At 51.6% G+C, this 13,657-nt stretch carries 7 protein-coding genes; 1 reads left to right on the top strand and 6 read right to left on the bottom strand.

From position 1 onward, the window contains the following. The 5 genes from AC6I8X_RS21335 to AC6I8X_RS21315 all read right to left on the bottom strand — a co-directional run bounded on the left by AC6I8X_RS21335 (window position 1) and on the right by AC6I8X_RS21315 (window position 8,785). Window positions 1-4,869 (bottom strand): hypothetical protein, encoded by a 4,869-nt coding sequence (locus AC6I8X_RS21335; RefSeq protein WP_497841386.1) that lies wholly within the window; start codon window positions 4,867-4,869, stop codon window positions 1-3. A gap of 518 nt (window positions 4,870-5,387) precedes the next feature. After that, a complete protein-coding gene (locus AC6I8X_RS21330) occupies window positions 5,388-5,669 on the bottom strand; it encodes a hypothetical protein (protein WP_497841385.1) in 282 nt (93 codons plus the stop codon). A 29-nt stretch (window positions 5,670-5,698) separates the two neighbouring features. Then, window positions 5,699-6,763, bottom strand: coding sequence for a hypothetical protein (locus AC6I8X_RS21325; RefSeq protein ID WP_497841384.1), 1,065 nt, complete (start codon window positions 6,761-6,763; stop codon window positions 5,699-5,701). A 557-nt stretch (window positions 6,764-7,320) separates the two neighbouring features. Then, window positions 7,321-8,457, bottom strand: coding sequence for an HlyD family secretion protein (locus AC6I8X_RS21320; protein ID WP_497841383.1), 1,137 nt, complete (start codon window positions 8,455-8,457; stop codon window positions 7,321-7,323). Window positions 8,458-8,461: 4 nt separating this feature from the next. Beyond that, window positions 8,462-8,785, bottom strand: a complete 324-nt coding sequence (locus AC6I8X_RS21315; RefSeq protein ID WP_313688753.1) for a DUF3302 domain-containing protein — start codon at window positions 8,783-8,785, stop codon at window positions 8,462-8,464. A 283-nt stretch (window positions 8,786-9,068) separates the two neighbouring features. Between AC6I8X_RS21315 and pqiB the strand changes: the two genes are divergently transcribed. Continuing rightward, on the top strand, window positions 9,069-10,736 hold the full coding sequence (gene pqiB, locus AC6I8X_RS21310) for an intermembrane transport protein PqiB (protein WP_497841424.1): 1,668 nt from the start codon (window positions 9,069-9,071) through the stop codon (window positions 10,734-10,736). Here pqiB and malT read toward each other — a convergent pair. Continuing rightward, entirely contained in the window at window positions 10,707-13,409 is a 2,703-nt protein-coding gene (malT, locus tag AC6I8X_RS21305; RefSeq protein WP_313688751.1) for an HTH-type transcriptional regulator MalT, read from the bottom strand. The two genes, pqiB and malT, sit on opposite strands and share 30 nt — an antisense overlap. Window positions 13,410-13,657: the final 248 nt, after the last annotated feature.

The raw sequence follows: 13,657 nt of genomic DNA, 5'->3' as shown, positions 1-13,657 counted from the left end.
CTACAGGGTTTGATTCACAGCACGGTTGACGCGCACGCTGTAACACCAGCAAATTTCAATTTCGATATCGATTCGGCCTTTGCCCTCCATTTTTCCGTCGCTGTGGGTAACCTCCAGCGCCAGCGACAGGTAAGCATTGAGGAAGCCCAGGACACGGGCAGAACCCATCATGCTCAGCCCGGCAGTAAAATGACTGCCGCCTTCTGAACTCATGCTCGCTTCAAGATAGAGCCTGACGGCATAGGAACCCGACGCCACTCCCGCCAGGTTAAAACTGCGAGTAGAACCCAGCGACACGGCCATAGAGGCGTTACAGCTTGAGCCAGATGCACCGGGTATCAGTTGGGCGCGGGCGTTGAGCCAGCCACCGCCGCCGTAGACACCGACCAGCATGAAGACCGGAGACATTGCGGTACCGAGATCAAACCCGCTGGCGACTGACATACCGCCCTCCACCATGCGCACCGCAAAGGTGGAGCGAATGGTGGCCTGGCCAATAAACACCGTGCCGAAATCGTAAGGACCGATGCTGCTTTCCTGCACCAGGCTGACCCCGATCGGTTTCCCCTGCCCGTCTTTCTCGATCGTGGCACCTTCAGGCAGCCGGGGCATTTTTTGCTGTAAGATCTGGGTGATGAACAACAACGTCGGGTGGGGATAGACATTTTTAGGATCAAGATCGAAGCTAAATCCGTTGTTATCGCTGTACTGCACCATCGCGTTATGAAAGGTCACCAGCGGCTGGCCGCCAAAACGCATGATCCAGTCCCCGCCAAAGCGGGCCTGTATACGGGTTGTTGTCCCGCTTACCGAGCTTTCCATATGGGAGCCAATCAGCAGGTGTGGGCGCTGAATATCGAGACTAAAACCCGCGATATTGAGCACCTGTTCAGTGGTGCTGAAGGTATGGTCGATATTCACCGACACCGATGCGGTGCGTTTTTCGACGTCCACGTTATGGCTGAAGCGGATTGTACCTGGAGGCAGTGCCGGAAGCCTGAACTTATCCAGCAAGGCCTGAAAATCCATACCCGCCTGTTTAATAATTTCATTGAAGCGAAGCCCCTGTAGATCCATCGCTTTCAGGCTATCCTCAAATCCCTGCACCGGCAGCGCCATCCCCAGATCCCGAATACCCTCTTCCATCTCATGTAGGCGGACGACGCAGGGCGAAGTTTCAATGCGGGATTTCACATCGTCAAACACGCATTCGATTTGCCGGGAATTGATGCTGAAATGCGGGATGTCAGGGGGATCTATCAGGGTCTTAAGGGTCTTCAGTACCGAACTGGCTGCTCCCTCGACCCCGGAGGCCACCGCCGCAGCATGGGCTAAATGTCGGGTTGCCTCATCAAGTAATGGGCCTGCACAGTCGCTAAGTTGCTCCCGCAGGCAGCGAGCAGTCTCGTCAAGCTGCGCTTCAAACGCTATGAGCGGATTGTCAGCGCTACAGTCGATATTATCGATAATCGCGTTGATCTGTTTCACTTGCAGGTCAAGCGTGACCGTAGCCTGTTGCGTTACATCACTCAGCGCTTCCGCCGCGTGTTGAATGAGGTCTTTGAAAAATGACGCAATGGTTTTTCTCAGCTCTGTATTTGCGAAAATAACTGGAGCTATCAATTTGTCGTAATCCGTGGCAAACCCCGGTGCAACACCAGAGAGACAATACTGGCTGAGCGCGTCAGTGACCCCTTTCAGTCGGGTGAGTTCTGCTGGAGTCACGGTGGACAATTTGATGATGTCATCCCTGATGACCGTCATCTCTTTCACAGGAAAAGGAAACTTTGAGGTGAGATCATTCATCCCCTTCATGGCAGGTTGCAGCGCCACGACTAACGCATCACATTGTTTAAGCAATATCGTACTGCTGTTTACTACGACCTGATTCAACAGCTGTAACGGTTGCTGGAGTAGTGTGTTAAACAGCCCACCCAGCATTTCATCAGGCTTGCACTCGGCGACCTTCGTACGGAATGCCGCAAGGGCTTGCATCGCGGCACTCAAGGCTCCTTCTGTACTGATAACCCACCGGAGCAGCTGATCGATCAGCACAGCCACCGCAACGGGTTGTCTTTCCTGTAATGGTGCCTTCATGGTACTCACCACATCTCTGAACCCGTGCAGTTGTTTATCGGTATTATCGATCCATTTATCAATGTTGCCCCTGGCTGTCGCAGGCGTTTGACTCAACAGGGTCTCGATAGCCTTAATCGTCTGGTCCACGCCCTTCGCAAGTTCCTGGTACACCTTCGGCGACGTCAGTAATGCCCGGCAATCTGTCAGCGACTGACAGATGCTTGTGACTGGAGCCAAAAGACGCTGCCCCCGCAAAATACACTCTGCCAAATCTTGTTCAACGCGGACCTTCAACGCCGTGATGGCTTCAGGAGTCACCGGCGTGGACTGATCTATCATCATCTGAAAATGCCGTGACAGCGGTTGCAGGCAGGTTGTGGCGAACTCACTGACCTGAGATTTGCAGCGTTCACCGTTGAGTGCGTTAGCGAACCCTGTTTCCCACTGGCTCATCTTTGTGTCAACGATCCCCTGAACGCTGTCTGCCACATTCGTTTTGGTCTCATCGATGGTGCGCAGAGCCGTTTTCGCTTCCCGGTGCGCGTCTTCAACCTCTTGTTTCAGACGCTGTTTGAAGTGTTCACAATCGCCGACCAGCGACTGCCATCTCTGACGAGCTGTTTTCAGCACGGAGTTCAGCAGATTTTCAATGCTCCTCGCCTCCGCTGAGGCGGATACCACTTTGATTAAATCTGCATGTTTCTCCGCCTTGATTTCAACCCGAGACGCCGCGCTGGTACGTTCGAACTGAACGGTGCGCATAAATGCCAGCAGCGCTTTGTCGCTTCTGCCGTGGGCCATGTTCGATTGCCCTTCCGGTGAGACGCGCTGGGTGAAGCGGGGATTGCCGACCGCTGAAAGCGTATAATCCGGCACCACCTTCCGTGACAGCAGAGCGGCAGTGGCTACAGGAGAAACAACGCCGAAGGTGGCGGTGGTCTGAAAATCGATCTCTTCTTTGGCGGGCCAGGTATCGGTATCCGCTCCCAGTCCGGCCTCCATGCTGGTATAAAAATAGACATCCTCAGGATGCTCATGCCAGTGAGGGACCAGCGAGGCGTTGGCATCAAACGCGACGGGTCCCAGCCAGGGTTTGGTATAAAAACCGCTCCGGTCATCAGGGTTATAGAGGGCAATTTCATACCCTGAGTTATTACGCAGGTCATGTCCCCAGGCGCTGTTGACATAGATCCGTGTCGTCGCAAAGTGATAGGAATGCAGACAGCCGCTACCGTAACCTTCCGTGGCTTTTTCCGTGCTGAACACCCGTCGGGGTTCGAGGATCTCGATATACTCTTCCAGTTTTCGCAGCATCGGTCGCCCGCGGTGGGGGGCAGTCTTTTGCTCCTCACCGAACTGACTGCTGGGCACAGTGCTGCGGCCATAAATCACCACATGTCGCGCATGATTCCAGGCTGCAGCAATACGGCCAACGCGACTTTTCACAATACGCCACGCCTGGCCATGGCTGCTGCTGACTTCAAAAGTCGTCCGGCCGTTATCAAACGAGGCCTGAACGGTCCCTGTGGCACCGAGGGCAGATAACGCCAGATCCTGTATCCGGACATCCAGCGTGTCGGGTGAGCGTAAAACCGCCTGTAATTCTGATGCGAATTCCAGGGTATAGAGCAATCCGATGGGCATCTTTCGCACTGCGGGCATCTCATCGTCGCTTGCCAGAAACGCTGTCGCCCAGTTTTCGCTGGCGTACTCATTACGGGCATTGAAAGTCAGCGGGCAGATCGGGAGTGCGCTCTGATTGCGCGAGCGTAATGTGGCAGTGAGTTCCTCAGTCAGATCCAGCGGCTTGTCAGGAAAACGGGCATCTTTCAGGGTGAACATCGCCAGCCGATGACGCAATGACGCGCGGTTCGCCAGATGTTGAGAACGTAATTGTGTGAACGTCTGCGATAGCCCTTGAATGTTAGCAAGGGCATACCATTGTGCCAGGCTATCGCTCATCGCCTCTTTCAGCAAGCCCGCAAGCTGACTCCGGCTCCCCTGCTGCGGCGCGAGCGAGACGGCGGGATGCCCCATCGTCTCGCCGATTTCCGTAACCACCACCGTGCGGGTGGCATGTTCTGTCCGCTGATAGCTGATCTCCAGCGGATAACCCACTTCGACAGTGAGCTGCTCCAGCTGTGCGTCCTTCAGCGTTGACAGAATATCACCGGGATGAACCGTGTAACGACGAGGTACGCGGGATGGCTTAACAGTCAGTTGCGTACAACGCGAAAATCGGTGGAGTAGCGGCTTGTTATCTTCGATGGGTCCCTTAGGCTGCCCCCACAGACGTGCACCGCGCTCCATCGTTTCCCCGGTAGCCTGGGGCGGCAACTGCATGGTTACCGTATCCATGGCAAAGCGCCATTGGGCACCTTGTGGATCGTTGCTCAGCCACTGGGCAAGCATTTCTCCCGCTTGTGGCGCGATATCGGGTTTTTCCGTGCGAAACACCGTGAAGGGGGCATGCAGAATCTGAATAGAAGTCTGATCGCAGAACGTCGACTCCGCCATAGATGTGTTCCCCGGGGGATAAAAGAGGGTCATCACCCAGACCGCATCACGTTCTGTCGAACGGTTTTCGTAAATCAGCTCCAGACAGGCTTCCGCAAGCGAGGATTTCGCTCCACCGGTAGAGACTTTTGCGGGCGGAGTCGGCAGCGCCCACTGCCCGGTGAAGGGGGTGACTTCCTTGTCGGCCTCTTGCCCGGTCATATTCCGCAACGCCGCACGAAGGTCGCGATCGCGTGGATAAACCGGCATCAGTTCCGCACTCACCAGTTGCAATCGAATTCTTGAATAAAATTCAGTTCCTTCATAAATAGCAATATGCGCGGCATGACCCGTTTTGCTTAGGATAAATTTAATACCATCGATACTTAATACCGGAGGGCTTTGTATATCGTATTTGTCGATTGTTAATTCCTGTAGTTCAACGCTATTTCCCTCCGGCTGAAAAACAGGGTTGCTGGCTTTGAATATGACGCCCCCTTTGTCCTGAAGTTTGGGATGCAGGGTGAGGACCCATCCTGAATTGCTGGCGTTAAAAAAGGGTAACAGACTCATGGCACTACTACGCCTCATCTGCGCTAAACCATTCTCCACCTGTGTGACATGCTTTTTCCACGAATCAACAAATGCATTGGACATAAATACACCCTTAATATGTTGTTGTTTATATTCCACTGACAACATCGACGTCGTCATCAATGGGCTGCGTCATTAAAAACACCGCACAAAAACAGGATGAAATTTAAACATTCCAGGTGGAGGAAATTATTATATTAATACTGAAGCTGAAGCACTTAAGAATTCGGTTTAACAAAACAGATGGATTCACCATCCAGCGTGGCTGTTGCGTTCCCCTTCACGTTACAGAGTTGAGGGTTTTGGTGTGAGGTGTTCACCGGCTGGGTGCCATAGCAGTACCAGACGTCACCATCGCCGACAGGCACCTCAATCTTCTCCCCGGAGTTAAGCGTCGTATTTTGGGTTCCCCGATCGTCGGGTGACGTATCAACAGGGCCGATACGCATGTGCAGATAGATGAACAATCCCGTCATATTATCAAATGTGACATTTGCCATAGTGATACTCCTCTTATTAACAGATGCTGCTACTTCAGCTTGACAACCACAAAATCAATAATCGCCCGGGGCGCAAAACAGAAGGGAGTCGAATCCCTGATACCACCAGTAATGGTGTTTCCGTTCACGTCATAAAGCTGGTTACTGTCGAGATCGCGGATGGCGAAGTAATACTGTTTGCTCAATGCCATGACTCGCATACCTCCGCTGGCAGGGAGACGTGCGCGCGATGGAAACATAATTGCCTTTAACCGTCCCTCTCCACCAGGCGTAAACATTGTCAGGGTCGGTATCGTCCCTGCAGGCGCATCACTTTCCTCTATTTCGGCACGCAGACGACGTCCAGGCATAACCGCCGAAATATCAAGGGAAATCCAGGCCTCGTTTTGTGCCAATGTAGTCCGATCGGTATTCGTATCCGTACGGGGAAGCGCAGAGCGAAAGCCAAGCCCGATGAGGATTTTGTTTACGCCTACGCTACCGCCGCTAATAATCATGGCCGTTAATATTTCGGTGACCACGCTGCTGGTGACTGAAGTTCCACGGTAAGCAGCAAATACTTCAGCCATCAGATCGAGTTTAAATGTCCCGACGACAAGCAATGAGACTGCAAACATAATAGGCGTCCGCCAGGCACGTCCGACCAGAAATGCCTGAAACAGGCGCCAGTTAAACAATAATGCAAATGCACTTTCCATCAGCAACGCAAGGACGAAGGCCGCCATCAACACCACAAAAGCTTGCTGGATGGAAGCCGACGAAATCTGAGGCAGTATTTGCGGTACGATATGTACCCGCAGTTCTGTCCCCCCGGCACAAGGAACGGTATTCTGCTCTCCGGTATTTAAGGTTACCAAGAAGGGGATCTGTTGTGTTTCCGGCACGGTGATGCTGGCAACATACTGAATACCGTCTTTTACCACCTCTATCTTCCCGGTAGAGGATGGAGCTGGCTGAATAATGCAGGGAGCGCTGGCGATCTGCGTGGTCACTCCTGTTTGTACGGGAACAATGGCATTTGGTGCAGCCTGTAGCCCGGATGAGAGTAATAACAATACTAATGTGCTGAAGGGGAAAATTAATATTGCACGCATAGTGCCCTTAGGCTGATAACCAGATCGCCGACTGTGTGGGAAGTCATAAATTTTAATTGTTTTATAAATGATGAAAATTTAGCGTTCAAACCATATTCATAACCTCCCCCTTCACTCTTGATAAATAAATTGATGCTATGTGGCCTGGCTCTTTATGAAGAATAGTTTTATTAAAATATCAAGATTGAGTTCATGATATCAACTTACGCAAACTGCGTAATGTCGATTGGGAAATAACATTAAGCCTAAAGACTTTTATCCACTAAACCCACTACCTTTATCACAAATTTAATTAGTCAGGATAAAGAATAAATTCAGACGTGGTATGAGTATGTAAACTCCACACCCTGGAGTGAGCACCCTGACCACCTTTCTGATAGCTTCGGCAAATAATTTTCTTACTGAAGATAGATAAAACATTGTGACCTGATTATCCTGCCTTTAAACATAATTCCCACACAATATAATGTTGCTCCAATCGCGTGCATTCCTGGCAACATAGATCCCCCCTGCACCATATAGATACCATTATCGCAGAAGCATCATTTCACCGGGAATTAGTGATCAAGATACAGATAATGCATCCAACTGGTCATGCGTAGCAGCACTTTGCGCATCACCGAAACATGGGAAAAATGATCGGAATAAACAGCGACCTGTGCAAAAATGCCATCCGGCAATGCATCAACATCATCATTAGGTATCAGTTCAATCACCGCCAGCACCCCATCACTGCCGGGAGTGAGCGTCAGCGATTGCAACGAGCCTTGAGCCTGATAGGTGCCTCCCGGCACAACAGGAAGAATACTGGTTAATTTTCCCGGAAATACCTGGCCGGGAAGCGCGGTGAAGACCACTTCAGCTTCATCACCGGCTTTCAGGCGCAACAGAGAATTTTGTCGGAACTGGGCAATGATCTGGCGTTTTTGTTCAGGTATAAAAATCATCACCGGACGCAATGGCAAAGCGGCGGCATAGGTCCCAGGGCGGATAAGCACCTGCGTGGCATAACCATCACTTGGGGCACGAACGACGGTTTGATCTAAATTATATCGGGCCTCAGTCAGCTGAGCTCGCAGGCTGACAATTTGTGATTGTTCCCCATTCACCTGGCTATCTAACTGGCTCTTAATTTGTGCCTGTTCAGCCAGGGAACTTTTTACCAGGGCATCCTGCGCCAGAAAGTTTTGTCTGGCATTATCAATATCCCTTTCGGAAAAAGGATTTACTTTTGCCCTGCTCCCCGCAATATAACGTTGATAATCTTCGTATAACCGGTCTCGCTCCGCGCTGACATGTTGCGTATTGGCGATGGCTTCATCCAGCTGCCCTTTCAGGCTTTGGGTATTGTGAATCGCCGTAGTCAGATCCGCCTGTAATCTATCTACCCGCGCCTGGTAGCGGGTGTTATCAAGGCGAAATAACATCTCACCTTTCTTAATTAACGTATTTTGTTTATTGGTCACTTCACTAACAACCCCGGTAACCTGGGGAGTGATTGGAATAGCAACAACGGCTTTTTGCGCCAGCTCGGTATAAGGATGGTTATAATTCATTAACAATATCAGGGCACCGACGATAAAAACCCCACCCAATGCAGCTGTGGGTACGGTCCATTTATTTACCGGGATCTTAAATATTTTAAATATCGACCATGCGATAGCAACATAAGTCAGAATAATCAGCAAATCCATAGATTTACTCCGAAGGCGGCTGGTTGGTTATACCTTGTTTTCTTTCCAGTTCCGTCACGCGCAGTTTAAGCAGCTCCAGACTTTCATTGGTACTTTGCATTCCCCATCCACGTTCCGGGCGATATAACGTGGCCCAGATCCATAAAAAGGGCCAGATAACATGTAATGTGAACAAACTAACCCAACCGGCGACATGAATAGCATCAGCATGTGGGTGGTTACGTGATTTTGCAATAAGGTAAGGGATATCATGAAGAATGATAATCCCATAAAAAATAATAAGAAACACAACGACGAGAACGCCCAGTGCGAAGTAGTTTAGAAACATATCCGCCTCGTTAGCAAACCAGCTTGCTGATAAATATAGACGTTGTGAATAATTGAAGAAAGTATAGAAATAAAAAAATCACTTCCTGCCAGAAATGGCTGGCACTACCACTGTAACTTGCCTCGTTTTCAGTATTTTAAGCCAGGCGGTAACTCTCTCTTGTTTAATTATTTCTGTGATGGAGTTTCCGATTGTCATGTTTCATGGGAATCAGATAAGGTGATATTTTCTATAATCAGTGTGGCCTCCTGAGTCCCTTTAACACATGCTGATGAGCTGAGTCATAATGGAAAACAATGACGAGACTACGCCCGCTAATAAGATTAAACGCTGGTCTCCGGTGTGGTTTTTTCCTTTTATCACCCTGGTGATCGGTGCCTGGATTATCTGCTATCACTTCAGCCATCAGGGGCCTGAAATCACCCTGATTACCGACAATGCCGAGGGAATTGAGGGGGGAAAAACGGAGATCAAAAGCCGCAGCATTACGGTTGGCCAGGTCGAAAGCACGGTGTTATCGGATGATCTCCAGCATGTCGAGATTAAAGCGCGCCTGCATGAAGGCATGGAGACATTGCTGCATAGCGACAGCCTTTTCTGGGTGGTGAAACCGCAGGTGGGTTTTCAGGGGGTCAGCGGGTTGGGTACTTTACTGTCAGGCGCTTATATAGAATTACAACCTGGAACTGAGGGGCAAGAACCCCCGAGCTATGCGCTGACAGACACGCCGCCACCCGCCGCCGCCAACGCCCCCGGGATCAGAGTCACCCTTTTCAGTGAGAAAGCTGGCCAGCTCAAAGCAGGGGATCCGGTCCTTTTCAGGCACTATCCTGTTGGTACCGTGGAGAGCAACCACTTCGATACGGACAAGCGCCTGATGTCCTATCAGCTGTTTATCTCGGCTCCTTTTGATCGTCTGGTCACGACGAATGTACGTTTCTGGAAGGACAGCGGCATTGCTATCGATATGTCGGCTGCCGGTCTGCGGGTGGAGATGAGTTCCCTCACCACCTTACTGAGCGGTGGCGTCAGTTTTGATGTCCCCGATGGCTTGCCCTATGGCAGTCCGGCAAAGAATAAGGCGGAATACCCGCTTTTTAATGACCAGCACAGTATTCAGGATTCGCTTTATACTGAGCACGTAGATTATCTGTTGTTTTTTAACAGTTCGGTGCGCGGGCTGGAAGCAGGCGCACCCGTTGAGTTTCGTGGATTGCGCGTTGGCACGGTCGCGCAGGTACCGTTCTTCTTACCCGGCGTGGTGCAGGATCTGCAACGTAATTATCGCCCTCCCTTGCTGATCCGGATTGAACCCGAACGCTTTGTCCGCAGTATGGGGACAAACTTCAATCTGCAACAACGACTCCAGGAAGCGAAAAAGAATGGCCTGCGCGCCACCCTGAAAACCGGCAGCCTGATTTCTGGCTCGCTGTATGTTGATCTGGATTTTTATCCGCAAGCGGAATCGTATACCGGTCTTACCACGCTGGCAGGCTACGAAATTATTCCAACCATCGACAGTGGGCTGGGTCAGATCCAGCAAAAACTGGTGGCGGTGCTCGATAAACTCAACACGTTGCCGCTTAACCCCTTGCTGACACAGGCGACGGATACTTTCAAAGCCAGTCAACTCACCTTACGTGAGTCGCAAACGGCACTGCATAACCTCAACCTGTTTCTAGACAGTGAGGCGATGAAATCCTTACCGGAACAAACCCAGCAAACGTTACGGGAACTGAGCCGCAATATGCGCAGTCTGCAACCCGGTTCTCCGGCTTACGAGAAAATGGTGGCGAACATGCAGCGTCTTGATCAGGTCCTGCGGGAGTTACAACCGGTATTGAAGACCCTCAACAACAAGAGCAACGCCCTGGTTATCGCCCCTGCCGTTGCTCAGGATCCTCAACCGAAGGCCATACAATCAAACATACCCCATCATGCGCAGCATTGATTGTGCCTGGTTTACCGCATCGGAGCGATGGGACACCCCCAGCTTCTGATACAGATTTCGAATGTGCGTTTTAATGGTGGTGGCGGCAATATCCAGTTCACCGGCAATCTGGTCGTTACTGTAACCTGAGTAAATCAACCCCAGTACCTGCCACTCGCGCTGGGTCAGTGGGCTGGTCCGAATCAGCTCCGGTACGTCAGGGTGACTCAGCAGACGGCTGACAAAACCTTCATCGAAATGAGCAAACTTATGCCGATGATGTTTATTGATCTCATCAAGAATGCGTCGTGCCCGATGGTTATCCAGTTCATTCAGAATGTTGAGCTGAATCAGCTGGCGTAGCTGCTGTGCCATCATCTCGCCTTCAATGACAAAGTGGCAGATGAAACCAGTGCTACGCGCCAGTTGCAGTGCTTCTATTAACGTTCGCTGCGCGTCGGCTTTACGATCGGTCTGCCAATGGATCTGGTTCATCAGCAGCAGATTGCGATTTAAGTCACTCATCAGCCGCAATGCGCGGGCGTTATCATTTAACTCATCCAGTACCACTTCGGCATGGGTCAGATTGCCCAGCAGAATCTGCGCCCGGGCGATATTGCGCCATTGCCCTTGCAGGAAATGATTATTGGCAAACTCCGGTTTTGCGGTTTGATGCAGCCAGTTGCTGGCGCTTTGTTTGTCGCCAGTCATCTGCCAGTAAATGACTCTGACCTCGTCAGCATTGGTGATCCAGTCACTGTGCCAGTTACCATTGTTCAACAGATTTTCCAGCCGGTTGAGATGACTACGCGCATTATCGAGGTTGCCGCGCGCAAGGGAACATTGCACCAACAAACCCAGACACTGGATTTGTTGTTGTTGCTGAAAACCTTTAAGCACCTTGATACCGGTCCGCGCAGCCTGTTCCGCCTCTTCCAGCCGTCCCCAGGCCCACATCAGCTGAGCGCGGATGCGCAGCAGGAATTCATGCAAAGGAAATTGCGTCAGATGCTGTTCGTGCACCAGCACAAATGCCTTTTCCTGAGTCTCATAGGCATTCTGCAGGTAGCCCTGTGCAAACAAAATTTCGCTTTGCTGAATCAGGCTCCAGAGCGCGTAATGCCAGGCCTCATCACGCCGAGCCATCTGCTCCGTCTGACGCATCAACTGCAATGAATTCACCAAATCGCCTTTACAGTGCATCACTTCGCCGAGCACCGAAGTGGCAACAATGCGGCTGTAAGTGCAACTGTCGGGCAGGGTTTCCAGCGCCAGCATCGCCAGACGTTCGGCGTCCTCAGCGTTGCCATTATTGATGGTCACCTGCGCGCGCACGGCATTGAATTCACCACGCAGGGCCTCATCAACCTGGCAACGGCCCTCCTCCTCAAACCTCGCCAGCAGGCTATTCACCTCATAAAATCGATGCTGACTCTGCATCAGCCAGGCCTGAAGCAGCACCAGCCGGGGATTTTCCAGCAACGTTTCCCACGGCAGGGTTTTCAGCGAGGCTTCCAGCAGCGTCAGTTCACTTTGATTGAACAGCGTCCAGGCATGCTCCAGCAGCACATCCCTCAACATACTGGTATCACCGGAAGCCAACGCGTGATGGATGGCTTCACGCGGATACCCCTGCGCCATCCAGCTTTCTGCTGCTGCGCGATGGATAGCCGGCAGCTCTGCGGCCAATTCCCGCTTGCAGCGCAGCCGAAGAAAGCTGCCAAATAATGGGTGATAACTAAACCACTGCCCGGAATCGTCCATACGCTGTAGAAAAAGCCCCTGCCGCTCCACTTCTTCCAGCCGCATCTGGCCGTTCTCTTCCCCTGTGACACAGGTAATCAGCGCGTCGTTCATTGAACGCAGCAGCGAACTTTTCAGCAGAAAATGACGTGTGGTTACCTCAACATTATCCAGCACTTCCTCAACCAGGTAATCTGACAGGTGGCTGGCATTAATACCGGAAAGACGCCGCGCAGAATCCTGAGCCGCGCTGGCCCCCTGACGGGCAGAAAGGGCGATGAGTTGTAACGCGGTAGCCCAGCCAGCGACGTCATCACATAGCTGATCACTCTCTTCGGATGCCAGCGGAGCGGCGAGCCGACCATCAAAGAACTGTCGCGCCTCCTGATGAGTAAACGCCAGTTGTTGGCTGCTCAGTTCGATAAGTTGTTCGCGCACACGAAGGTTAGCGATACCCAACTGAGGTAAGTTGCGCGACAGCAGGATCACTGTCAGGTTATCCGGCTGGTGACGTAAAAAGAACCGCATCGCTTCATGAATGGCGGGGTTGGTGATGTGATGGTAATCATCAATGATCAACCAGAGCGGCTTTTGCCATTCCGTCACTTCAATAAATAACTGGGCAAATAACGCATTGAGGTTTACATACTGGCGCTTCTGCGCCAATGCCTCGCTGCGCGAGCAGCCGCCTTGCGTGGCCTGCTGGAGTGCTGCAATCAGGTAATCGGCAAACGGCTCCGGGTGATTGTCTCCTTCGTCTAATGAATACCACCCCAGATTGGTTTTCTCCGCAGCCCACTGTGAGACCAGCGTGGTTTTGCCATAACCTGCCGGGCTGGTGACCAGCACCAGTCGGTAATTGCCAGCAGCAGTCAATTTTTGCAGCAGGCGATCGCGCGTGACGGTGCTGTCAAGACGAACGGGACGACTGAGTTTCGAGGGTATTAACATAGTCGCATGCTCCTCCCTTTACATGTTGCGAATTATTTTTTTACGCTTCGAAATTATTATTCATACACGTTCGATTATTCGTGTTCTGATTGCAAGCAAACTCATTAACTAATCTTTACAAAAGCGGCAGTTATCACATTCCTGGTCCCCCTTGCGGATTCCCTCATCCTCTCCACCCCGCCGCTCCTCCCTGGTGAATTTGCCACAGGAGGAGGAGCACACCAGGTCGCACAGGCAAACTGGCTCGC

The sequence above is a fragment of the Pantoea sp. X-Soil-TKNS-1280 genome (assembly GCF_059730475.1).
Note: the sequence above shows the minus strand (reverse complement) of the source record. Positions and strands in the feature narration are given on the sequence as shown.

What these genes read in the sequence shown, in the direction of transcription:
- AC6I8X_RS21315 (WP_313688753.1), bottom strand. Translation starts at nt 8,785, where the DNA reads ATGTTTCTAAACTACTTCGCACTGGGCGTTCTCGTCGTTGTGTTTCTT.
- AC6I8X_RS21320 (WP_497841383.1), bottom strand. Translation starts at nt 8,457, where the DNA reads ATGGATTTGCTGATTATTCTGACTTATGTTGCTATCGCATGGTCGATA.
- AC6I8X_RS21325 (WP_497841384.1), bottom strand. Translation starts at nt 6,763, where the DNA reads ATGCGTGCAATATTAATTTTCCCCTTCAGCACATTAGTATTGTTATTA.
- malT (WP_313688751.1), bottom strand. Translation starts at nt 13,409, where the DNA reads ATGTTAATACCCTCGAAACTCAGTCGTCCCGTTCGTCTTGACAGCACC.
- AC6I8X_RS21330 (WP_497841385.1), bottom strand. Translation starts at nt 5,669, where the DNA reads ATGGCAAATGTCACATTTGATAATATGACGGGATTGTTCATCTATCTG.